This window comes from Dyella halodurans, assembly GCF_026283925.1.
In the GTDB taxonomy this organism is placed as follows: domain Bacteria; phylum Pseudomonadota; class Gammaproteobacteria; order Xanthomonadales; family Rhodanobacteraceae; genus Dyella; species Dyella halodurans.
In genome coordinates this window covers 400,148-421,584 of sequence record NZ_JAPDPF010000004.1, presented here as the reverse complement: position 1 = coordinate 421,584, position 21,437 = coordinate 400,148, and the positions used below count along the sequence as shown (strand labels likewise).

The following is a 21,437-nucleotide window of genomic DNA, read 5'->3' as shown; positions in this document are numbered from 1 at the left end:
TGCTTCACTTTCCGGATGCACTGAAAGTAGGAGCTCCTCATGAAAGTCGGCTTTATCGGTCTGGGCGCCATGGGCAGTGCCATGGCCAGCAACCTGATCAAGGCCGGTCACGACGTGACCGTGTGGAACCGCTCGCCGGGTGCGACCGAGCCGTTGGCCTCGCTGGGCGCCAAGGTGGTCAGGAGTGCGGATCGCGCGGCGCAAGGCGAAGTGCTGTTCAGCATGCTGGCCAACGATCAGGCCATGCGCGACGTCCTGCTCGCCGGTGGCCTGCTCGATGGCATGGATCAAGGCACGGTGCATGTGAATCACGCCACCATTTCCGTCGCACTGGCGAAGGAGCTGGCTGACGAGCACGCCACGCGCGGGATCCAGTATGTCGCCGCGCCGGTCTTTGGCCGTCCCGACGTGGCCGCGGCGGGCAAACTGAATATCCTCGCCGCGGGCAAGCCGATGATCATTGAACGCGTGCGGCCCTTGCTGGAAGCGATGGGCAGCCGCATCTGGCCGATGGGCGACGCGCCGGAGCGCGCCAACGTGGTGAAGATCGCGGGCAATTTCATGCTCGGCGCAGCGATCGAAAGCATGGCCGAGGCATCGGCGCTGGCGCGCGCGCATGGCGTCAGTGCGGCCGATTTCCTGGAGGTGATGACCGGCACCTTGTTCGCCGCACCGGCGTATCAGGGCTACGCCAGGCTCATTGCGGCACAGCGCTATAAGCCGGCCGGGTTTGCCTTGCCGCTGGGCTACAAGGACATCGGCCTCGCCTTGACGGCCGCCGACGCCTTGCGCGTGCCGCTTCCGTTGGCGGGCTTGCTGCGCGACAGCCTGCTCGAAGCGCTGGCCGCGGGCGACGAGGACGTCGACTGGTCGGTGATGGCGGAGGTGGCCGCGCGTCGCGCCCGCCTGGATGAGCGAGAGCTCTAAGAGCCTGTTCGCGACCCCCACCCCGATTTCCTCACCGTCATCCCAGCGGCCCTTAACAGCCGGAGGGCTGGTCAAGCTGGGATCCAGCGTCTTTGACTCTGACGGCACGTCGCGGCAACGCCTAAAGTCAATGGATCCCAGCTTGACCAGCCATTCGGCTGTTAAGAGCCACTGGCATGCCGAATAAGTGGAGCGAGCTCGACGAGGGGGTTAACGCGCCTGCCGACGCCGGGTGAGCCAGCGGTCCAGCTGGTTCGCAAACGCCTGCTTGTCGCGGGCATGAAACGCGGCCGGACCGCCGGTATCGATGCCGGCGCCGCGCAGTTCCTCCATGAAGTTGCGCATGCCCAGGCGCTGCGCGATGGTCTCGGCGGTATACAGCTCGCCGCGCGGATGAATGGCCAGGCCGCCTTTTTCGATCACCAGGGCGGCGAGCGGAATGTCCTGCGTCACCACCAGGTCATCCGGACTGACGTTTTGCACGATTTCGTTATCGGCGACGTCCAGTCCCGCAGGTACCTGGATGGATCGAATGAGACGCGAGGGCGGCGTGCGCAGCCACTGGTTGGCGACCAGGGTGACGGGAATCTGCTCGCGCTCGGCCGCACGAAACAGGATTTCCTTGATCGCCACGGGGCAGGCGTCGGCGTCCACCCAGATTTGCGCGTCGGGGTTCAATCCTGGCCGTTCCAGTGCAATGTGCCGTCAATAATGGTGTGGGTGCGCCCGCCAATCCATACCGTGTTGCCATCGATACGCACTACGAGACTCGCATCGTGACCGATCTCGCGGCCCTGGCTGACGGTGTAACCGCGCGCCAACGGGCCGGTGGGCTCGGCATGGGCGATATAGGCGGCAATCAGGCCGTTCGCCGCGCCGGAAGCGGGATCTTCCACCAGGCCAACGCCAGCGGGAAAGGCTCGCACCACGAGCTGGTAGTCCGGGTGCGCGCTGCGCGCAAACACGCACAAGCCCAGGCTGTCGGTGGCATGCGCCAGCGCGCCGATCGCCGTGTGGTCAGGCTGCCAGCGGCGCAGGCTGTCCTCGTCCGCGCATTCGGCGAGCCACCAGTGGCGGCCGCCGGCCACATAGGCGGGCGGCAGCGTGCCCAGTTCGATGCCCGCCAGTGCGCCGTGCAGCAGCGGGTGGGCATCGCGGCCGGTTTTCTCGACCGGGGAGTGGGGCGATTTCAGCAGCAATTGGCGCGTCTCGCCCTCGCCCTCGATACGGATCGGCAGCACGCCGGCGGCGCATTCCTGCCACAGCACGCCGTCCACCGGGGTCGCCAGGCCGCACAGCAGTACCGCATGGGCGCTGCCGATGCTGGGATGGCCGGCAAACGGAATTTCCTTGTGCGGCGTGAAGATGCGCACGCGGTAGCTGGCATCCGGCTGCGTCGGCGGCAACAGGAAGGTGGTTTCCACCAGGTTGGTCCAGCGGGCAAAGGCTTGCATGCGGGCATCGCTCCAGCCGGTGGCGTCAGTAACGACGCCCAGATGGTTGCCGCCGCCGCGCGTGGCGGCAAAGACGTCCAGATGCAGGTAACGGATCGACATGGATGTGGTCTGCGGGCGTTGGGGGGAGCGCGTGAAAGTCGCGAATCATAGTCCGGATTGCCCTGGAGCGCGCGGTATTTCGCCGCAGGCGGAGTCGACAAGAGGTCCGTGCGCCGCCAAGATGACGCTCTTTGTCGCCGCCCCTTGGGCCTTCTGGAACACCGCATGATCACCCTGATCATCATTGGCATCACCTGCGTCGTCTCGTTCATGGCGTTCAACAACGCGCGCCTGATGAACGACCTGATTCTGTGGCCGCCCGCCATCACCCGTCATCGCGAGTACCACCGGCTGGTGACCTATGGCGTGATTCATGCCGACGGCAGCCATCTGTTGTTCAACATGATCACGCTGTTCTTCTTTGGCCGGGCCATGGAAGGCCTGTACACGGCCAGCCTGGGCACGCTGGGCTTTGCCCTGTTCTATATCGTGGCGCTGGTGGTTTCGATCCTGCCCACCTACCTGAAGAACCGCAGCAACCCGAACTACCGCAGCCTGGGCGCATCGGGGGCGGTTTCGGCCGTGCTGTTTTCCTACATCCTGATCGCGCCATGGTCGCGCATCGTGGTATTCGTGCTGCCGATGCCGGCGATCATCTACGCCGTGTTGTACGTGGCGTATTCGGTCTACATGGACCGGCGCGGCGGCGGCAACGTCAATCACAGTGCCCATTTGTGGGGAGCGGCGTTCGGCGTGATCTTCACCTTGCTGATCCGCCCCGACGTCCTGCCGCACTTCCTTGGACAGCTGGCGCAGCCGCGCTTCTGAAGCGCCGGCGGGCAGGCACGGCTGGCGGGTAAATATTCCTGGTTCAGGCGGCCTGCATTCAGTGGGCACTTAGCCATTGGGGTCTAGCGTAGAGCTACCCACCCCTGAGGTTTCGGTCATGAAACGCATGCTTGCCGGCATCGCCCTGGTGGCCGCCACCTTGGCGATTTCCGGCTGTTACTACGACCCCGGTTACAACTACGTTCGTCCCGGCGTGGCCTATGGCGGCGATGCCTACTACGGTACCGGCGTGGTCTATAGCGGCGGCTACTACCCGGGCTATTACTACCCGGGCTACTACGGCTACTACGGTTGTTGCTACGGACCGACGGTGGCGGTCGGGATTGGTGGCTGGTACGGCGGGGGCTACTACGGACGTTACTACGGTCATGGCGGGTATTACGGCCATGGCGGCTACTACGGCCACGGCGGCCACGGCTGGAGCGGCGGGCACGCCGGACATGGCGGAAGCGGCCACTGAAGTCAGTGCACAATGGCGGCATGAGCTTGTTTGCCTTGCTGCCACCCACCAGATCCATACTTAAGCCCATCGTCGTTCTGGCGGTGGGCTTAATGCTTGGCGCCTGCAGTACGATGGGTTACTACGCCCATGTGGCGGGCGGGCAGGGAGCCCTGGTGCTGCATCGCGAACCGGTCGCCAAGGTCATGGATGACCCCGCCACTGATCCGGCGGTGAAGCAGCGGCTGGCCTTGTCGCAGCAGGCGCGGCGATTCGCTTCCGAGCGTCTCGGCCTGCCTGACAACCGCAGCTATACCAGCTACGTAAAGCTCGATCGGCCGTACGTCGTGTGGAACGTCCTGGCCACGCCGCGCTATTCCGTCGAGCCGATCCAGCATTGCTTTTTCATAGCCGGCTGCGTCGCATATCGTGGCTATTTCGAGCACGGCAAGGCGAAGGCGGAAGCGGCTCGGCTGGAGGCGAAGGGCAACGATGTCTACGTCAGTGGCGTCAGTGCGTATTCCACGCTGGGCTGGTTCGCCGACTCGATCCTCAGCAGCATGATGCGCTGGGACGACGACGAACTGGTCGGAACGATTTTCCACGAATTGGCGCACCAGCTGCTTTATGTGAAGGACGACAGCGCGTTCAACGAGTCCTTCGCCAGCTTCGTGCAGGAAGAAGGCTTGCGCCAATGGCGTCAATCACGCGGGCTGCCGCCCCAGGACGATCACGTCAAGGCGATGGACGACGGCTTCACCAAGCTCGCGCTCGACCTGCGCGAGCGCCTGAAGACCCTCTATACAAGCGGCGCGGACGAAGCCGCCCTGGCCGCCGGCAAGGCGCACGAGATCGAGGCCTTTCGCATTCGCTACGCGCAATGGCGTGAGCGCGAGTGGCCGCACGATCACAGCTATGACGCGTGGGTAGCGGCGCCGATCAACAACGCGCGCTTGCTGCCTTTCGGGCTCTACGATCGTTGGACGCCAGCATTCGCCCTGATGTTCGCGCAGGCAGAACAGCAATGGCCGGCGTTCTATGCCAGCGTGCGCGAGCTTTCCAGGCTCGCTCCGGCGCAACGCGAAAAAGCCCTGCAGCAGTGGCTCGACGCGGCGGCTCCGGCTAAACCGGTGGCCGGGGATGAAGCCAGCCGCGCTCCGGGCGATCTTCGCTAGCGGGGCGACGTTACTGTTTGCTATGGATCTTGCGGCCACTCATGTGGCGCAGGTAGGCAAGCAGCGCATCCATATCGCCATCGGACAAGGCCTGCCGGTCAAAACCCGGCATGCGGGCCTGCGGCCACTGGCGCAGTGACTGCGGATCGCGGATATACGCCCGCAGCAGGTCCCCACGCAGGTATTCGGTCGGGTTGTGCGGAATGTTGAGGTCGGGTCCGAGTCGCGCATCACCCTGGCCATTGAGCGTATGGCAGGCGAAGCAGGTGCGTTGGAACACCGCAAAGCCTTGCTGCACCATGCCATCCGGCTTCAGCGCGGGATCGGGCCGGATGCCCGGGAAGCGCTCTGCCACTGGCGGGAGCTTGCGGATGGCGGCCAATTGATAGGGCCATTGCTCCGGGCCGATCTTCATCGACGAGGGATCGGTCCACACCACATAGAACGGCCCGGCATCGCCCTTGCCGTCGGCAAGCGCGGGCCACGGATGCGCCGGTTCTTCGATGGCCAGCCAGGCTTCTGCGCCATGCGCCTGGCGGATGAGCGCGGCGGGGATCTCGGCGGCGAAACCATCCGTGGCGACGAACAACAGGGCGTCCTGGGCGGAGGAGCCGTCCAGCAACGCCTTGAGCGGAACGGCGCGATAGCGCATGGCGCGTTTGAACGCCACGTCGTCGGGAATGCTGATCGTGCGCGCGTCATCGCGTGCGAGCAATTGCGTGGTGTCGTAAGTGCGCACGCCGTGACCGAGATCGATCTTCAAGTCTGCCGCGTGTACGGGGAGGGCAAGGCACAAGGCAAGCAGGGACAGCCGGCGCAGCAGCGAGGTCATAGGATTTCCTGTCGTAAGCGCCGCGGATTGTAGAGCCAGGCGAAGTTCATCGCGGCGGACCTGGAGAAGTGCTTGCGGCGACCGCATCTTGGAGTCGGTTGGAAAACTGCGTTGGCTGGCAAGAAGTCATTATGTTCAATGATTTAGTGAGCCACGCAGGTGCGTATCCAGCGCCGTGAGCCGCGCCAGCTTGCCAGAAGCTGAATGAAACCGAGGCAGCCCTTGAACTAGATCGGGGGCGGCCACACTAATGAAACGTATCGCCGTGACGGCGACAAGAAGTGGTGCAGCAAGATCGTGCCACTGAGGGGTCGGTCCATTTCCCCTCTTTGTTTTTGAGACCGGCCTGACAGAACCTCGGTAGTCCCTCCCCTGACTACCGAGGTTTTAATTTTTCTGGCGCCACGACACGCTCGCTTCGCAGGGTCGTGGACGGGGATAATCGTTGGCACCGCCGCGCCTCGTGCGTTGCCTTGCCGCCTGAGCGACCCATGATCGTCACCTCCCTGCTCGACACCGACCTGTACAAGTTCTCCATGATGCAGGTGGTGCTGCACCATTACCCGGCGGCGCAGGTCGAGTACAAGTTCAAGTGTCGCAACCCCGGTGTCGACCTGGTGCCCTATATCGACGAGATTCGCGCCGAACTGGCTGCGCTGTGCTCGCTTCGCTTCAGCCCGGACGAACTGGACTACCTGCGCAGCTGGCGCTTCATCAAAAGCGATTTCGTCGATTTCCTCGGACTGTTCCAGCTCAACGCGAAGTATGTCGAGATCCATCCCGCCACCGATCGTCCCGGCGAGATCGAGATCCGCCTTCGTGGCCCGTGGCTGCACACCATTTTGTTCGAAGTGCCGCTGCTGGCCATCGTCAACGAAGTGTATTTCCGCAACACCCAGCCAGGGCTCGACCTCAGCGAAGGCAGGCGCCGCTTGCGCGAGAAGATTTCGCTACTGCGCGATACCGACGGCTACCAGGCCTGCCGCATCGCCGACTACGGCACGCGCCGCCGTTACTCCCGCGAGTGGCATGAAGAAGTGGTGACCACGCTGCGCGATGGTTTGGGTCAGCAATTGGCCGGCACCAGCAATGTCTTCCTGGCCCGCAAACTCGGCCTGACGCCACTGGGCACGCTCGCGCACGAATACTTGCAGGCGCATCAGGCGCTGGGGCCGCGCCTGCGCGATTCGCAGATCGCGGCACTGGAAACCTGGGCCAAGGAGTATCGCGGCGACCTCGGCATTGCGTTGTCGGACGTCTACGGCTTGAGCGCCTTCCTGCGCGATTTCGACATGTACTTCTGCAAGCTGTTCGACGGCACGCGGCACGACTCCGGCGAGCCGTTCGCCTGGGGCGAGCGCGTACTGGCCCATTACCGCGCCAATCGCGTCGACCCTCGCAGCAAGGTGCTGGTGTTCAGCGACGGCCTGGATATCCCGAAGGTGATGCGCCTGTACGAACACTTCAACGGCCGCTGCCAGCTCGCGTTTGGCGTCGGAACCAATCTCACCAATGACGTGGGGCCGGAAGCCTTGCAGATCGTCATCAAGATGATCCGCTGCAACGGTCAGCCGGTGGCGAAGCTGAGCGATTCGCCAGGCAAGAATATGTGCGAGGACAGCGCTTACGTGGCGTATCTGCGACAGGTGTTCGAGATTCCGGCGGAGCCGGAGGCGGCGATGGCGGGGTAGGGTACCCGGGCTTTTTAATCCTCACGGTGATCCTAGCGAACGCTAGACAAGCGCGCAGCACGCCCACAACTCCCTCACCGTCATCCCCGCGAAGGCGGGGATCCAGCGCCTTTCGCTCTTTGGACCGGTTTCCGCGACCTGGCTCGCCTGCGGCGGGCTTCCGAGCCGCTGCCGCGGCCCGGGTTACTTCTCTTTGCGTGGCCAAAGAGAAGTAACCAAGAGAAAGGCCACCCCGATGGCGCGCCTTCCGGGCTACGCCCTGCAGGTGCGCGGGTGGGTTACGGAGGTTTGTCGACAGGGCCTCCTGCCCTGACGACAAACTGGCTCGCATCCCTGCGAGCCACCCTGCGGGCTTTTCCTCCACCCACCCGCCGCGCCATAGGGGACCCGGAGAGCGGCAGAGCAACCCCCAAAGCCAAGGCGAATGCCAAGCAAGTGCGATGAGCAGCGCATCGCGCTGCTCGAGCCTTGGGCTTTTGACGGTGGGGCCCCTGTGCGGCGGTGAGGGGCGGACGATCAGGCCCCGCAGGGGGCATCGGCAGGGATGCCGATGCCTTTTCGTCAGGGCAGGAGCCCTGTCGAAAAGCCCGGCCGACCCTCACGGACTTGCCGAGCGATCAGCTCGGCAAGCGCCAAGCGGGGTGCCCTTCTCTTTGGTTACTTTCTCTTGGGCACGCAAGAGAAAGTGACCCGGCCTCCGGCAGGAGGACGGAAGCCCGCCGCAGGCGAGCCAGGTCGCGGTCAAGCCACAGCAGAGCGAAAAACGCTGGATGACAAGCGTTGCTGTTGAAAAGCGCTTCCCGCTTGATCAGCCCTTCGGCTGTTGAGAGCAGCGGGGATGACGGTGAGGGGCTGGCGAGAGCCGCAGCGAAGACGAGCCTCACGACAGCGCGTCAGCGAAACAACGGCGCCACTCAGAATGCGGGCAACACCGCCCCCTGATACTTCTGCTCGATGAACGCCTTCACCTCAGGACTATTGAGCGCCTTGGCCAACTTCTGAATGCGCGGATCATCCTTGTTGTCGGGGCGGGCGACGAGACCGTTGACGTAGGGCGAATCCTTGTCCTCGATCAACAGCGCATCCTTGATCGGATTCAACCCGGCGGCCAGCGCGTAGTTGGTATTGATCAGGGCGAGGTCGACCTCGTCCAGCGTGCGCGGCAACATCGCGGCTTCCAGCTCGCGGAACTTCAGCTGCTTGGGGTTGGCCACGATGTCCTTCGGTGAAGACAAGGGGTTGCCGGGATCCTTCAGCGTGATCAGGCCATGCTTGGCGATCAGCAGCAGGGCGCGGCCGCCGTTGCTGGGATCGTTGGGCAGGCTCACGGTGGCGCCGTCGGCCAGCTGATCGATGGACTTGAGCTTGCGCGAGTACGCGCCGAACGGCTCGATGTGTACGCCCGTCACCATGATCAGGTTGGTGCCGCGCTCGTGATTGAACGCGTCCAGGTACGGCCTGGTCTGGAAGTAATTCGCATCGACGCTCTTTTCCAGCACCTGGACGTTGGGCTGCACGTAGTCCGCGAATACCTTGATCTCAAGGTCGATGCCCTCCTTGGCAAGGAGGGGCTTGACCTGCTTGAGGATCTCGGCGTGCGGTACGGCCGTGGCGGCCACCACCAGTTTCTGGCTGCCGGCGTCACCGCCAGGCTGGGAAGACGAGCAGCCCGCCAGCAGGAGCAGGGCGGCAGCAATGGCGATCAGCTTCTTCATGGTGGGATGCCCTGGTGCAATGCACAAGAATAGCCGTCCATACCGCTGGATGCAAAGGAGCGCCGCAAGTCAGTTCCGGGTGTAGTGCGCCACGATGCGGTCGCCAAGCATCTGCAGCAGCTGCACCAGCACGATCAGCAGCACCACGGTGACCAGCATATAGTCCGATTTGTAGCTCAGATAACCATAGCGATAGGCCAGGTCGCCGAGGCCGCCGGCGCCGATGGCGCCACCCATGGCGGTATAGCCCACCAGGGCGATGGCGGTGACGGTGGTGCCGGCGATCAGGCCCGCGCGCGCCTCCGGCAGCAGGACGTGACGCACGATCTGCCACGTGCTGGCGCCCATGGCCTGGCTCGCCTCGATCACACCGCGTTGCACTTCGCGCAGCGCAGTTTCCACCAGGCGCGCGAAGAATGGCGCGGCGCCGATCACCAGCGGCGGAATCGCTCCGCGAATGCCGAGCTTGGTGCCCACCAATACATAGGTGACCGGCATCAGCACGATCATCAGGATGATGAACGGAATCGAGCGCAGGATGTTCACCACCAGCGATAGCACGGCGTACAACCTGGGCATGGCGCGCAACTGGCCCTTGCCGGTGAGATAAAGCAGCACGCCAAGCGGCAGGCCGATGGCGACGGTGAGCAACAGTGACCCGCCCAGCATCAGCAAGGTATCGATACAGGCCTGGCCGAGCTCGCTCCAGTCGTCGATGTTGGGAAACAGGTTTTGCATCAGTGGCAGGCTCACGATTTGTTCTCCGGCGACATCGTCTTGATTTCCTCGACCTCGATGCCCGCCTGGCGCAGGATGGTGAGCGCATCGTCGACCCGTGCGCCCTGCATGGCCAGCGTGAGCTGCCCATAGGGCAGATCCTTGATGCGATCGATGCGGCCGGCGAGGATGTTGAAGTCCACGCCGGTCTCGCGCGCCACGCGACCCAGGGCGGGCGTCCAGGTGGTCTCGCCACGGAACGACAGTCGCATGACCCGCCCCGGCACGTGTGCGAACGGTGCCTGTTCGCCTGCCGCTTCCTCCGGCAACGCTTCGTTGACGAAGCGCCGTGTGGTCGGATGGCGCGGATGCAGGAACACGTCAGCTACCGAACCGCTCTCGACGATGGTGCCGGCATCGAGCACGGCAACTCGGTCGCAGACGCGGCGAACCACGTCCATCTCATGGGTGATCAGCACGATGGTGAGCTTGAGTTCGCGATTGATCTCCGCCAGCAGGTCCAGCACCGACGCGGTGGTCTGCGGATCGAGCGCGCTGGTGGCTTCATCGCACAGCAGGATCGACGGACGGTTGGCCAGCGCTCGTGCAATCCCTACACGTTGCTTTTGTCCACCGGAGAGCTGTGCAGGGTACTTGTCGGCATGTGCCGTCAGGCCGACCCGGGCGAGCAGTTCGTCCACTCGCTTGCGCATGCTCGCCGCATCGCTCTCGCCCGCGAGCCGCAGCGGGAACGCCACGTTCTCCGCCACGGTCTGAGAGGCGAGCAGGTTGAAGTGCTGGAAGATCATGCCAATGCGCTGGCGCTGCTGCCGCAATGCCGCGGCGGGCAGGGCCGTCATATCGGTGTCGTCGACCAGGATACGGCCGCCGCTTGGGCGCTCCAGCAGGTTGATCAGCCGTATAAGTGTCGATTTACCCGCGCCGGAGTGGCCAATGATGCCAAAGACCTCGCCATCGGCGATCTCCAGATCGAACGGCTGCAAGGCAGAAACGTCCCTGCCGTCGACGCGGTAGGACTTGTGGACGGCCTGAAATCTGATCACGGGGTACCTTCGGGTGGGAGCCGGCGATGCCGGCCGGCGACAAGCATAAATCATGTGCCAGGCGGGTTCCTTCCCGCCATCATCACGGAACGTTATATCGATATCGCCGTGTTGACGTACTCGGGATTAGACTTGCCGGATCTTCCAGCAGGATCGCCGCGATGACCTCTGTCTACGACTTCTCCGCCCGCGACATTGATGGCAACGAGCGCTCGCTCGCCGAATGGCAGGGCAAGCCCATGCTGATCGTCAACGTGGCCTCCAAGTGCGGCTTCACGCCGCAATACACCGGGCTGGAAGCGCTATGGCGGGCCGCCCGCGACAAGGGCCTGGTCGTGCTTGGGTTTCCCTGCGACCAGTTCGGCCATCAGGAGCCCGGTAACGAGGCGGAGATCCGCAACTTCTGCTCCACCAGCTACGACGTGAGCTTTCCCTTGTTTTCCAAGATCGAGGTGAATGGCGACGGCGCGCATCCGCTCTACAAGTGGTTGAAGAGCGAGGGCAAGGGCATCCTGGGCAGCGAGTCGATCAAATGGAACTTCACCAAGTTCCTGATCGATCGCGATGGTCAGGTGGTCAGGCGCTACGCACCGACCGATACGCCGGAAAAGATCAGCAAGGACCTGCAGTCTCAGTTGGCCGGTTGAGCCGCCACACTCGGTGACGTGGCCGGCGCCTCGCTGCGGCTACGCAAGCCGGCCAGCATTACGGCAATGGCGTCGATATCGCGACTGGCGCTGGGAGCGCCGGATGGCGGATCGTAGTTGTTGAGCATGATGGCGAATGCCAGCCGTTCGCCGTCGGCCGTGGTGACGTAGCCCGCCAGGCAGTGCACGAAGCTCATGCTGCCGGTCTTGGCGTGCACGTTGTTTTCGGCTGGCGTGTTCCGCATGCGCCATTGCAAGGTGCCATCGACGCCCGCGATCGGCAGCGATTCCTTAAGCGCATCCGCGTAAGGCTGGGCTGCGAGATAGGTCAGCAGTCGCGCCATCGCGTTGGGCGTGGCCAGGTTGCGCCGCGACAGCCCGGTACCTTCCTCGATCAGGCTGGCCGATGGCGTGATGCCCATGCGCTCGAGCAGCTCGTGCATGGCGCGGATGCCCCAGCGCTCGGTAGTGATGAAGCCGGTATTGCCCTCGCTCTGTTCCGCGAAGGCCTGGGCGCGGACGCCGGCGAGCAGCAGCAGGTTCTGCAGATACAGGTTTTGCGAACGCTTCAAGCCGCGCTGCAGGATATCCCGCACCGGCGGCGACAGCACTTCTGCCAGGGTGCGTGCCTGGGTGTTGCGCGCGGTATCCCGGCGCGGCCACTGCAGCGACAGCAGTTTTCCGTCGAGCTCGATGCCATGGCGCAGCATGGCCTGGCGCAGCAGATCGCCTGCGTAATAGGCAGGATCGGGCACGGCCAGCTTGTAGCTTTGGGCAGGCGAGCGCGCGGCGATGTTGCCGAACGCGTAAAGCGTGCCATCGCCCGGGGCGCGGTAAAGATTGATGTCGTTGCGCGTGCGCGGCTCGCTGGTAGTGACCTCGCTGATCACATGGGGCATGGCATCGGCGGGTTCGAAGCTGATGGCCGCGTGGCCGCCGGACGATGCCGCGGGCGTGACGGTGACGTCGACCTGGTTGTCGCGCACGCTGAGGGCGGTTGCCGGCACGGCAAACCAGCTCTGCAGGTCGGTGGCCTCCCAGCCGGAGCCCATCACGGGGCCGGCAAAATAAGTGGCATCCGCAATCAGGTCGCCATGCACGCGGCGCAGGCCCTGCGCGGCCAGTTGTGTGGCCAGCTGGTCTGGCCAATCGCTGGTCGCCGCGTCCGAACCAAGCGTGGGGTCGCCCATGCCGTAGAGGATTAATGGGCCGTCCAGTCGGCCATTGCGGATCTCACCGCTGGCCATGACGCGGGTCGGAATACGGTAGTCCGGATCCAGCTCGCTCAGCGCGATTGCGGCGGTGAACAGCTTCGCGGTGGAGGCCGGCTGGAACAACTGGTCGGCGTGGTGTGTGTAGAGGGTGCGGCCGCTGTCCAGCGAAACGACGGCGATGCCCCAGTCGGCGCCGGCAAAGCGCGGCTGGCCGATGAGTTCGTTCACCTGGGTCGCCAGCGAGGGCGTTCGAGCCGGGGCGGGTGGCGTGGAAGCCGGCTGCGGGGTTGCCGCCAGGGTCCCGATCGAGAGCAGCAAACCCATCACCCCGGCGCATAGAACGGCGCCAGCACGGCGGCAGGATGGGCGTCGCGGCATGACCATGGGGCAAGTATCGCCAATCGCCCCGGTCGTTGCCTAGCCGATGCCGCTGGGGCCAGTCTGTTAATCTTTGCGGTTCGTGCCGGGCCTCCCGGCGCCCCTATCCCCATACGAGAACGTCATGCAGATCGCAGAGAACACCGTTGTTTCCTTCCACTACACGCTGACCGACGACCAGGGTCAGGTACTCGACAGCTCGCAGGGTCGTGAGCCGCTGGTGTACCTGCAGGGTGTGGGCCAGATCGTGCCGGGCCTGGAAAAGGCGATGGAAGGCCGTCAGGTTGGCGACCAGTTCAAAGTGGACGTGGTGCCGGAAGAGGGCTACGGCGTGCGTCACCCGGAACTCGTGCAGGAAGTGCCGCGCGAGGCCTTCCAGGGCGTCGAGGACATCCAGCCGGGCATGCAGTTCCAGGGCCGTGGCCCGCAGGGTGTCATCAACGTCACGGTGACCAAGGTCGAGGACGACAAGGTGCACATCGACGGCAACCATCCGTTGGCTGGCCAGGCGCTGCATTTCGACGTGCAAGTGACCGACGTGCGCGCGGCCACCGAGGAGGAGCTGTCGCACGGTCACGTGCACGGCGAAGGCGGTCATCACCATTGATGCCCCTGGGCGGCGTTGCCATCAGCGCAGCGCCGTCCTCTTCGCGCATCGGCTCAGTACCAGTCGAGCAGCGACAGGCCAAGGCCCAGGTAAGTGGCGTTGTGGTTGTAGTCGATCATGCTCTCGCCGTAGCCCTTGAACAGCTCCATATAGCCGCGCAGGTTGCCGACGATGGGGAAGGCCCAGGTGAACTGTGCCGCGCCGTGGCTTTCGCTGCCGCCGCGTAAGGAGTGACGCAGCATCAGGCCGAACTCCTGGCCACGCCATTCGTGCACGATCTGCATGTCGGCGCGGCCCACGTAGTTGCTGATGTCCGGGTTGTCGTTGGTGCTGCTGCTTTCGGGAATGCGCCACCACGGACGCAGCATCACCGTCCAGTTCTCACGCTCGAATCCCACATAGCCCATCACGCGGTTCCAGCTTCGCGACAGCGGATCGGACTGACCATTGGATTCGTGGTTCAGCGCGATGCCAAGCAAGCGGCCATTCCATCCGGCCACCTCGTAGTTCGTGTTGAAGACGAGAATGGCTTCGGGCTCATAGTTCGTTTCGCGGAAGGGGCGCGAGTTGGCTTCCTTGTAAACCTGCCAGCGCGAGGACTGGGTATAGGCCACCCAGAGATCGCCCTCATCGCCGAATACGCCTTGCCAGACCTTGGTCTTCAGGCTGAGCTGGAACTTGCTTTCAATGTTGTCCAGGTCCTGCGGCTTCTCCACCGTATTGTTCGGATTGGGACTGGTCGGCTGGCTGTTCTGGTTGCTGCTGGCAAAAAACGGCATCACCGTGATCGGCTTGTAAGCGCGAACGTTGAAGGTGCCGAGCTTGCTTTCGGGCGATAGTTCCCAGCGACTGTCGAACAAGGAGACAGCTTGCTGCCCGGGTGACAGCGTGGTTCCGGTATCCGCCTTGGCCTGCTCGTGGCCGAACACGGTGCCTTGCGCTGCGGATGGCTCACGCTTCTTCTGCGCCGCCGGCAGATTTTCGCGACCGGTAGCGTGGTCATAACAGGCCAGACGCTGCGCATCGTTTTCCAGCGCGGTACACGCGCGAATATCCATCGGATCAGGCGTCTGCGCGCGCGCGGCGACGACCAAGCCTGAGGCTATGGCCAGGGCCGCGAGAGAAATCGGTCGCATCATCGGGGGCTCCATCCATGTCGGGCAAACGATCGATCTGATCACTGCCTGCGTGCCAGCCGCATACCATCGCCGGCATGCATTGCATGTGACGACGCGGGCCACGCTCAGCGTGACCCGCGTCGGGAGCCTCCATCTTACTTATTTAGTGCTGAGCCAGCGCTCGTATTCGGCCTTCGTGATGTGACCGGTTTTGGCTTTGTCGACAAAGGCGAAGTCATTGGCCAGCAGCGGATAGGCCGTGGCCTGATCCGCGGTGATGTAGCGCGAGCCACCGGACAGCTCCTCGAAGCTGGGCGCCGGGCCGGCGACGACCGGCGGCACGGTGGACTTCACCGTCAGCTGGCCTTGCGGCGTTTGCATCTGCGCGCTGCTGGTCACCGCGCCAGGTGACGAGGCGGGCATGCTTGCGGTGGGAGCGGGCGGCGGAGCAGACATCGGTGCGGGCTGATCCTGCGCCAGCAACGAGCCGGCCAACAGCATCGAGCCGGTGGTAACTATTGCAAGAAGAGGTTTGCGGTATGTCATGTCGTTACTCCATGCCAGAATGCGTGGCTTGTGGACGAAAGCGCGGTAGCGACGATCACGGCGGTGTCATGCTCTGAGGGCTTCCGCGCTAAGCCCAACGCTAGCAAAGGCACTATAAATGCCGCCCCAACATAGGCATCGCGATCACGTGAAGTCATCGTTACCGTTGTCGATCCCTTCATCCGCATCTGGATTTTCGCTGAAGTTGTCGCAAGCACAGCGCATTCATCTTGCAGCGCAAGGATTGTTGCATTCACCGCGTGCACGCGCACGGCCCGACGCCGTGCTCGCTACCATCACACGCATGCGACTGCTGCAGATCGACAGCATTCATGTAGTCGCACGCAGTCCCTATCTCGTGCTGCATGCGCGCCTTGGCGACTACGACCCGCAATGGCTGGATGATGCGTTGGATGCCGGTCGTCTGGCCGAGAGCTGGGCGCACGAAGCCTGTTTCGTGCCGTCGGCCGATCTGCCGTTGCATCAGGCCTGGCGCAGGCAGCGATCCACGCATTGGGCCTACAAACACGCCGCGCGCATGCATGGCGAACATCGGCAGGGCATGGATGGATTGCTCGATCGCATTCGCGCCGCGGGTGCCATGCGCGCGGCGGACTTCGAAGGCGAAAAGCGTGGCGCAGGCGGCTGGTGGTCGTGGAAGCCGGAAAAGCGTTGGCTGGAGGCGCTGTTCGCGATGGGCGAGTTGATGGTGACGCGCCGCGAACGATTCCAGCGCGTGTACGATTTAAGCGAGCGCGTCGAAGCCAAGCTCGATCCGCCGATGGATAAAAGCCTGCTGCAGTTGGACCACGACGCCTTGCGGCGGCATTTCATTCTCGACAGCGTGCGAGCCTTGGGCGTCGCCCAGGCGCGCTGGATCGCTGACTATTACCGCCTGAAACCGACGGTTACCGATCGGGAACTCGCACCACTGGTGGCGAGCGGAGAGCTGCTTACCGTGCGGGTCGCGGACTGGAAGGTGCCGGCCTATGTGCATGCCGAGCATGCAGATCTGCTGGCGCAGGCCGCGCAAGGCAAGCTGCGCGGCACGCACACGGCCTTGCTGTCACCGTTTGATCCGGTGGTGTGGGACCGTTCTCGTGCGCAGGCCTTGTTTGGTTTCGAATACACCATCGAATGCTATGTGCCGGCACCCAAGCGCACTTATGGCTACTACGTGTTGCCCATCCTGCATCGCGGTCGCCTGATCGGTCGCCTCGATGCCAAGGCGCATCGCAGCGATGGCGTGTTTGAAATCAAGGCGCTGTTCCTGGAGCCGGACGTCGAGCCCACGCCGAGCCTGCTTCGCGATGTGGCCAAGGCCATCGCGGCTACCGCGCGTTGGCATGGCACGCCAGCCGTGCGCCTTACTCGTAGCCGACCCTCGAGCATCGCGACGGCGCTGCGCCCGCTGTTGCGCGAGTCCTGAGCGAAGCGGTCAGCGCGCGTTGCCGGCCGTCGCAGCAGGGGCAGGACCGACGGGCCCGCAGGGTTTTCCGTGCAGCATCTGGCTGAGCTGCCCAGCCATCGCCGCGCAGCGTGCGCTCAGTAGCGGGCGGACCTTCGGGTCCTGCGCGCCCTGCAGCAGGCTGGCGCGCATGGTCTGGTAGCGTCCTTCGAGCTGGTCTGGCGGAAATACCGCCGCGGCGCGATGGCAGGCCAGATAGTTGGCCAGGTAGTCGTCGCAGGCGGCAATGCCCGTCTTGCCGCCGCTCTGTGGGGTCGCGCTGGTCGCCGCAGGGGCCCCCGCGACCGCGTTCGGGCGGGTTTGCGGCTTGCTGGCGCAGCCCGCCAGGGACAGGCCGGTAACCAGCAGGGCGACAAGGGCAAGGCGGCAGCAATGGGGCGTCATGGAGCTTCTCCTGCGCAGGAAACGGCCGGTCCTGGGCACTTGGCGTGGTACTTAGGTGTATTTTTGGGGGCTACGGGGAAATAGCCCCGTCAGTTAAAGCGCGATGAAATGCGAAGACGGCGTGAAAATCAAATAGGACGTTATCCGACCCAACGGGCATCCATTCAGGTTGGGAAAAATGCCTATTCGCGTTGCAGGCGCCAAGCAGCTATGATGCGCTCACTGTGTTTGCCGGGGTCACCAGAGTTTTGTGACCCGATGCAGCTGATCTCGATCTAGCCTCATCGCCTCACCCCTAGGGTTTCCTAGCACACCAGTAAGCCGGCCAGCGCGTGTTGCGCAGGCTGAGTCTTTCAATCCTAAGGAGTGATTCAATATGTCTGATCGTCAGATCGGTACCGTCAAGTGGTTCAACGACGCCAAGGGTTTCGGCTTCATCAGCCGTGACAATGGCCCGGACGTTTTCGTGCATTTCCGCGCGATCCAGGGCAATGGCTTCAAGAGCCTCCAGGAAGGCCAGAAGGTCAGCTTCAAGGTTGTGCAGGGCCAGAAGGGTCTGCAGGCCGACGAAGTGATGGCCGCCTAATTCCCGGCTAACACGCAAGATTAAAAAGCCAGGCAGTAATGCCTGGCTTTTTTTATTTTTGAAGTAAATGTCATTGAAATGTGAAGTGATTAGAGACATTCACTTGCATTAAAGAAATCCGTTATGCTTGGTTCACTGTGGTTGCTCGGTCACGTGCGTGCCCGGTGCGCGACTCGCAAGGGTCCACATCGCTTCACCCGATCCCTGCATGCCCAGTAAGCCGTCGGCCATAGGGGAGGCTGACTTGTCTCAGCATCGAGTCAGATCGGAGTGAGTCATGTCGGATCGTGAAGTTGGCACAGTCAAATGGTTCAACGACGCTAAGGGTTTCGGCTTCATCAGTCGCGAAAGCGGTCCTGATGTCTTCGTGCATTTCCGGGCTATTAGCGGTTCGGGTTTCCGTAGTCTGAAGGAAGGGCAGAAGGTGAGCTTCAAAGTCGTGCAGGGCCAGAAAGGCCTGCAGGCCGATGAAGTCGCCCCAGCCTGACGTAATACGCGCAGATGGAAAAAAAGGCCGGCGCAAGCCGGCCTTTTTCATGCGTCGGACTTTTTCACCATGTATGGATTGGTTAGCCTGCGAGGCTCCCTTGCCCCAAGCCGCATTAATGTCCGTTCCATTATCGACACTGACCTCGCCACCGGCCTGTATCGCGCTGCCTGCGACTGCCGCGGATGGCGCCGTGGCAGAAGTACTTCTGCAAATGCCCGCAGGCGAAGTTCGCCATGTGTTGTATTGGCTGCCCGCACTTGGGGTATCCGCCAGGCAGTATCTGCCACTGGCGCAGGCGCTTGCGCAGCGCGGCGTGGCCGTGGCCATCCATGAGTGGCGTGGCATGGGTTCCAGCAATCGTCGCGCAGGTCGCCAGCAGGACTGGGGCTACCGTGAGCTGCTGCAGGACGACGTGCCGGCTGGCCTGGCCTCGGTACGCAGACATTTGCCAAGGGCGAGTTATGCCATGGGCGGGCACAGCCTCGGCGGCCAACTCTCCTCGCTCTACGCCAGCCTGCATCCGCACGAGATCGCCGCGTTGCTGATCGTGGCAAGCGGATCACCCTACTGGAGGCAGTTCCGCTACGGCCGTTTCATACGGCTGGCTTTTCACGCGGTCCCCTTGATGGCGCGGTTGTTTGGGCGGTTTCCTGGGCGTCGCCTCGGTTTTGGCGGCAATGAAGCCCGCGGCGTGATGACTGATTGGGCGCGTAGCGGGCTCACCGGCCGCTACGCGGCGCAGGGCATGAGCGAGGATTTCGAGCAACGACTCGGCGAACTCGATCTGCCCGTGCTGGCCCTGCGCCTCTGCGACGACTGGCTTGCGCCCGAAGCGTCCCTGGCGTGCCTGCTCGCCAAGATGCGCCTAGGCCAGCGGGAACAGCGGGTCATCACGTCCGCCGATCTGGACGGCAAGCCTGCCGATCACTTCAGCTGGATGAAGACACCGGCACCCATCGCGTGGCGGGTGGCGGACTGGTTTGATGGGGTCGCGAAGGGGGCCGGTGATGCCGGCCCTTGAAGCCTGTCCCCGGCGTCGGCATGTGTAGCGGATATTCCCACCGGCAGGACCGATGAATCTCTATACGCCCCTGACACAGCGCAGCCTCGAATTGCGCAACCGGCTCGTGATTGCCCCGATGTGCCAGTACTCGGCGGTCGATGGCATGCCCGATCATTGGCATCTGGTCCACCTGGGCAGTCGTGCCGTTGGCGGTGCGGCCCTGGTGATCGCCGAGGCGACGGCGGTGTCCGCCGAAGGGCGCATCTCCCCGGGCGATGTCGGCCTGTGGAACGAGCAGCAACTGGCCGCATGGCAGCCGATCACGCGCTTCATTGCCGCGCAGGGAGCGATTCCCGGGGTGCAGCTGGCGCATGCCGGGCGCAAGGCCAGCGCCCAGCGCCCGTGGGAAGGTGGCCGGGCGCTTGCTGCCAATGAAGGTCCGTGGCCGACCGTGGCACCCTCCGCCCTGCCGTTCAATCACGACTGGCACGTGCCAGCGGCGCTGGACGAGCAGGGCATCGCCAAGGTCATTGCGGATTTTCGCGTGGCAACCCGGCGTGCCTTGGCTGCGGGCTTCAAGCTGATCGAGATCCATGGCGCGCATGGCTATCTGCTGCACCAGTTTCTTTCGCCGCTAAGCAACCATCGCACGGATGCTTACGGCGGCAGTTTTAAAAATCGCACGCGGCTGATGCGCGAGGTAATCGTGGCCGTGCGCGAAGAGTGGCCGCAACACCTGCCGTTGTGGCTGCGCATTTCCGCCACCGACTGGGCGGAAGGCGGCTGGGACATCGAGCAGAGCGTGCAACTGGCCAAGGCGGTAAAGTCGCTGGGCGTCGATCTCGTCGATGTGTCCAGCGGTGGCGTGATTGCCGGCGTGAAGATCCCGCTGGCGCCCGGCTACCAGGTGCCGTTCGCTGCGCGAATCCGTCGCGATGCCGACATAGCCACCGGTGCGGTAGGGCTCATCACCGAATCGACACAGGCGGCCAGGATCATTGACGATGGTGCGGCCGATGTGGTGCTGGTCGCGCGGGAAAGCCTGCGTGATCCTTATTTCCCGCGGCGCGCGGCGCAGGAACTGGGTGTCAACATCGAAGCGCCGGAACAGTATCAGCGGGCCTGGTAAACCAGCGCCCCCGCAACCAAGGAGCCAGACCGTGGAACAGCAACCGATGTTGATCGAAGGCCGTGTGCACGACCTGGGCGATGGCTTCAATGTGCGGCGCCTGCTGCCGGTACTGCAGGCACGGCATGTGGGTCCGTTCGTGTTCTTCGATTACATGGGGCCGGTGACGTTCCTGTCGGACAACGGCATGGACGTGCGGCCGCATCCGCATATCGGGCTGGCCACCGTCACCTGGTTGTTCGAGGGCGTGATCCGCCACCGTGACAGTCTCGGCAGCATTGCCGACATCCGGCCCGGCGAAGTGAACTGGATGACCGCGGGACGCGGCATCGTGCATTCCGAACGTACCCCGCCCGAGGCACGCGGCGGCGGCCTGCGCACGCATGGCATCCAGGTATGGGTGGCGCTGCCGAAGAAGGATGCCGAGGTCGAGCCGGAGTTTCACCACCACGGCGCCGCGGAGTTGCCGCGCATCAACCTGCCCGGTGCCGAACTGGTGCTGATTGCCGGCACGGCCTACGGCCAGGCTTCGCCGGTGAAGGTGTTTGCGCCGATGTTCTTCATCGAGGCGACGCTGGCGGCGGGTGCCGAGCTGCCCTGGCCGGACGAGCATGTCGAGCGCGGCGTCTGCGTGACGGAAGGCGAGGTCGAATGGGACGGCCTGGTCGTGCCGCCGATGCAGGCGGCCGTGCAGACAGGCGCCAGTGCGCCGCCGTTGCGCGCGCGTAGCGCCAGCCGGGTCATGCTGTTCGGCGGGGCGCCACTGGATGGCGAGCGTCACCTGTGGTGGAACTTCGTGTCCAGCAGCCGGGAGCGCATCGAGCAGGCCAAGGCGGACTGGGTGGCGCAGCGCATGGGCACGGTGATCGGCGACGACAAGGAATATATTCCGCTGCCGTCGTGATCATGCTGCAGGCCCGCATGCATCGGCGTAGGCGACGGATTAACCTGAAGCCAGCTCA

23 protein-coding genes are annotated in these 21,437 nt (G+C 63.9%); 13 read left to right on the top strand and 10 right to left on the bottom strand.

What is annotated here, in order from left to right; genetic code table 11:
- The first annotated feature begins 39 nt into the window (after nucleotides 1–39).
- Nucleotides 40–927 carry an NAD(P)-dependent oxidoreductase gene (locus OUZ49_RS10865; RefSeq protein ID WP_266150403.1) on the top strand — a complete coding sequence of 296 codons (888 nt, stop codon included), beginning with the start codon at nucleotides 40–42 and terminating at the stop codon, nucleotides 925–927.
- A 210-nt stretch (nucleotides 928–1,137) separates the two neighbouring features.
- Here the strand turns inward: OUZ49_RS10865 and OUZ49_RS10860 are convergent, their stop codons facing one another.
- Both OUZ49_RS10860 and OUZ49_RS10855 read right to left on the bottom strand, forming a co-directional pair.
- Nucleotides 1,138–1,605, bottom strand: coding sequence for a YaiI/YqxD family protein (locus OUZ49_RS10860; protein ID WP_266150402.1), 468 nt, complete (start codon nucleotides 1,603–1,605; stop codon nucleotides 1,138–1,140).
- Complete coding sequence (locus OUZ49_RS10855; protein WP_266150401.1) at nucleotides 1,602–2,483, bottom strand: PhzF family phenazine biosynthesis protein; 882 nt, start codon at nucleotides 2,481–2,483, stop codon at nucleotides 1,602–1,604. The genes OUZ49_RS10860 and OUZ49_RS10855 overlap by 4 nt, the downstream gene beginning before the upstream one ends.
- Before the next feature lie 165 nt (nucleotides 2,484–2,648).
- On the opposite strand from OUZ49_RS10855, the gene OUZ49_RS10850 reads away from it, so the two are divergent.
- From OUZ49_RS10850 to OUZ49_RS10840, 3 genes are all read left to right on the top strand, one after another.
- On the top strand, nucleotides 2,649–3,251 hold the full coding sequence (locus tag OUZ49_RS10850) for a rhomboid family intramembrane serine protease (protein WP_266150400.1): 603 nt from the start codon (nucleotides 2,649–2,651) through the stop codon (nucleotides 3,249–3,251).
- Between the two features lie 118 nt (nucleotides 3,252–3,369).
- On the top strand, nucleotides 3,370–3,732 hold the full coding sequence (locus OUZ49_RS10845; RefSeq protein WP_266150399.1) for a hypothetical protein: 363 nt from the start codon (nucleotides 3,370–3,372) through the stop codon (nucleotides 3,730–3,732).
- Between the two features lie 20 nt (nucleotides 3,733–3,752).
- Complete coding sequence (locus OUZ49_RS10840; RefSeq protein ID WP_380004435.1) at nucleotides 3,753–4,886, top strand: aminopeptidase; 1,134 nt, start codon at nucleotides 3,753–3,755, stop codon at nucleotides 4,884–4,886.
- 10 nt (nucleotides 4,887–4,896) lie between these two features.
- Here the strand turns inward: OUZ49_RS10840 and OUZ49_RS10835 are convergent, their stop codons facing one another.
- Entirely contained in the window at nucleotides 4,897–5,718 is an 822-nt protein-coding gene (locus tag OUZ49_RS10835; protein WP_266150398.1) for a cytochrome c, read from the bottom strand.
- Between the two features lie 491 nt (nucleotides 5,719–6,209).
- Here OUZ49_RS10835 and pncB point away from each other — a divergent pair, with 491 nt between their 5' ends.
- Complete coding sequence (gene pncB / locus OUZ49_RS10830; RefSeq protein WP_266150396.1) at nucleotides 6,210–7,409, top strand: nicotinate phosphoribosyltransferase; 1,200 nt, start codon at nucleotides 6,210–6,212, stop codon at nucleotides 7,407–7,409.
- A gap of 914 nt (nucleotides 7,410–8,323) precedes the next feature.
- On the opposite strand, the gene OUZ49_RS10825 is transcribed toward pncB, so the two are convergent.
- The 3 genes from OUZ49_RS10825 to OUZ49_RS10815 form a co-directional block, all read right to left on the bottom strand.
- Nucleotides 8,324–9,124, bottom strand: coding sequence for a MetQ/NlpA family ABC transporter substrate-binding protein (locus OUZ49_RS10825; protein WP_266150395.1), 801 nt, complete (start codon nucleotides 9,122–9,124; stop codon nucleotides 8,324–8,326).
- A 69-nt stretch (nucleotides 9,125–9,193) separates the two neighbouring features.
- A complete protein-coding gene (locus OUZ49_RS10820; RefSeq protein ID WP_323134928.1) occupies nucleotides 9,194–9,862 on the bottom strand; it encodes a methionine ABC transporter permease in 669 nt (222 codons plus the stop codon).
- An 11-nt stretch (nucleotides 9,863–9,873) separates the two neighbouring features.
- Nucleotides 9,874–10,905 (bottom strand): methionine ABC transporter ATP-binding protein, encoded by a 1,032-nt coding sequence (locus tag OUZ49_RS10815; protein ID WP_266150394.1) that lies wholly within the window; start codon nucleotides 10,903–10,905, stop codon nucleotides 9,874–9,876.
- A gap of 161 nt (nucleotides 10,906–11,066) precedes the next feature.
- On the opposite strand from OUZ49_RS10815, the gene OUZ49_RS10810 reads away from it, so the two are divergent.
- Nucleotides 11,067–11,552, top strand: coding sequence for a glutathione peroxidase (locus OUZ49_RS10810; protein ID WP_266150393.1), 486 nt, complete (start codon nucleotides 11,067–11,069; stop codon nucleotides 11,550–11,552).
- Here the strand turns inward: OUZ49_RS10810 and dacB are convergent.
- On the bottom strand, nucleotides 11,537–12,994 hold the full coding sequence (dacB, locus tag OUZ49_RS10805; RefSeq protein ID WP_266150392.1) for a D-alanyl-D-alanine carboxypeptidase/D-alanyl-D-alanine endopeptidase: 1,458 nt from the start codon (nucleotides 12,992–12,994) through the stop codon (nucleotides 11,537–11,539). The genes OUZ49_RS10810 and dacB overlap by 16 nt on opposite strands.
- 274 nt (nucleotides 12,995–13,268) lie before the next feature.
- On the opposite strand from dacB, the gene OUZ49_RS10800 reads away from it, so the two are divergent.
- Nucleotides 13,269–13,751 carry an FKBP-type peptidyl-prolyl cis-trans isomerase gene (locus OUZ49_RS10800; RefSeq protein WP_266150391.1) on the top strand — a complete coding sequence of 161 codons (483 nt, stop codon included), beginning with the start codon at nucleotides 13,269–13,271 and terminating at the stop codon, nucleotides 13,749–13,751.
- Nucleotides 13,752–13,804: 53 nt separating this feature from the next.
- On the opposite strand, the gene OUZ49_RS10795 is transcribed toward OUZ49_RS10800, so the two are convergent.
- Both OUZ49_RS10795 and OUZ49_RS10790 read right to left on the bottom strand, forming a co-directional pair.
- Entirely contained in the window at nucleotides 13,805–14,887 is a 1,083-nt protein-coding gene (locus OUZ49_RS10795; protein WP_380004659.1) for a phospholipase A, read from the bottom strand.
- A 141-nt stretch (nucleotides 14,888–15,028) separates the two neighbouring features.
- Nucleotides 15,029–15,415 carry a hypothetical protein gene (locus OUZ49_RS10790; protein ID WP_266150389.1) on the bottom strand — a complete coding sequence of 129 codons (387 nt, stop codon included), beginning with the start codon at nucleotides 15,413–15,415 and terminating at the stop codon, nucleotides 15,029–15,031.
- Between the two features lie 283 nt (nucleotides 15,416–15,698).
- Between OUZ49_RS10790 and OUZ49_RS10785 the strand changes: the two genes are divergently transcribed.
- Nucleotides 15,699–16,844: a winged helix-turn-helix domain-containing protein gene (locus OUZ49_RS10785; protein WP_266150388.1), complete on the top strand. Its 1,146-nt coding sequence runs from the start codon at nucleotides 15,699–15,701 to the stop codon at nucleotides 16,842–16,844.
- A 9-nt stretch (nucleotides 16,845–16,853) separates the two neighbouring features.
- Here the strand turns inward: OUZ49_RS10785 and OUZ49_RS10780 are convergent, their stop codons facing one another.
- The gene (locus tag OUZ49_RS10780; protein WP_266150386.1) at nucleotides 16,854–17,267 is read right to left on the bottom strand and encodes a hypothetical protein; all 414 of its coding nucleotides are present in this window, start codon (nucleotides 17,265–17,267) and stop codon (nucleotides 16,854–16,856) included.
- Nucleotides 17,268–17,643: 376 nt separating this feature from the next.
- Between OUZ49_RS10780 and OUZ49_RS10775 the strand changes: the two genes are divergently transcribed.
- The 5 genes from OUZ49_RS10775 (at nucleotide 17,644) to OUZ49_RS10755 (ending at nucleotide 21,379) form a co-directional block, all read left to right on the top strand.
- Nucleotides 17,644–17,853 (top strand): cold-shock protein, encoded by a 210-nt coding sequence (locus OUZ49_RS10775; RefSeq protein ID WP_114823570.1) that lies wholly within the window; start codon nucleotides 17,644–17,646, stop codon nucleotides 17,851–17,853.
- A gap of 277 nt (nucleotides 17,854–18,130) precedes the next feature.
- Nucleotides 18,131–18,340: a cold-shock protein gene (locus tag OUZ49_RS10770; protein WP_019465668.1), complete on the top strand. Its 210-nt coding sequence runs from the start codon at nucleotides 18,131–18,133 to the stop codon at nucleotides 18,338–18,340.
- A 193-nt stretch (nucleotides 18,341–18,533) separates the two neighbouring features.
- Nucleotides 18,534–19,364, top strand: coding sequence for an alpha/beta hydrolase family protein (locus OUZ49_RS10765; protein ID WP_380004425.1), 831 nt, complete (start codon nucleotides 18,534–18,536; stop codon nucleotides 19,362–19,364).
- 52 nt (nucleotides 19,365–19,416) lie between these two features.
- Nucleotides 19,417–20,475 carry an NADH:flavin oxidoreductase/NADH oxidase gene (locus OUZ49_RS10760; RefSeq protein WP_266150383.1) on the top strand — a complete coding sequence of 353 codons (1,059 nt, stop codon included), beginning with the start codon at nucleotides 19,417–19,419 and terminating at the stop codon, nucleotides 20,473–20,475.
- A gap of 46 nt (nucleotides 20,476–20,521) precedes the next feature.
- Nucleotides 20,522–21,379, top strand: coding sequence for a pirin family protein (locus OUZ49_RS10755; protein WP_266150440.1), 858 nt, complete (start codon nucleotides 20,522–20,524; stop codon nucleotides 21,377–21,379).
- The last annotated feature ends 58 nt before the right edge of the window (nucleotides 21,380–21,437 follow it).